The organism is Tamlana crocina (assembly GCF_012037625.1).
The window spans coordinates 1-479 of sequence record NZ_JAAVJS010000197.1; the positions used below are offsets into that span (position 1 = coordinate 1).

The following is a 479-nucleotide window of genomic DNA, read 5'->3' on the forward strand; positions in this document are numbered from 1 at the left end:
CCGGCTGATTTTGGTCCAGCACCGAATCCTTTAGCACCTGCACATGATTGGTAGACGAGCTGCGGTGAAGATGAATATCGCTTAGGATCACCTCCGGCAATTGTTGCAGGGATTCAAGTTGTGCATTAGCCGGAAAGGCTTGCAGCAGTGTTATAAATAAGAGATAGTAGACGCTTTTTTTCATCATCCGCAGGCTTTTTTCCCGAAAGCCTAAAGGTTTTAATTGATAGAAAATTGGCAGGTCTCCTGGCTCGCGTCCTTTTGTGAACCTTCCCATTCGCATTTGGAACAGTGGTATGAAGTGTACAAAAGGCATTCCGACGCATCGGGACTAAGCTTACAGTTGCGGGAACAGCTCAGGCTTGTTTGAAGTACGATCGTAGAAGTACGAAATTAGAAGTCGCACTTAGAGATCGCTTCAAAAGTTAGAAATAATTCGTACTTCGTACTTCTTATTTCTAACTTTTCCTGATTCCCTT

1 protein-coding gene and 1 riboswitch are annotated in these 479 nt (G+C 44.1%); the gene reads right to left on the reverse strand.

Features of this window, described 5'->3' with window-relative positions:
* On the reverse strand, positions 1-187 hold a 187-nt coding region (locus HC176_RS19695; RefSeq protein WP_209309757.1), incomplete at its 3' end, for a hypothetical protein.
* A gap of 32 nt (positions 188-219) precedes the next feature.
* A riboswitch (cobalamin riboswitch) is annotated at positions 220-479 on the reverse strand. This riboswitch is flagged as partial in the annotation.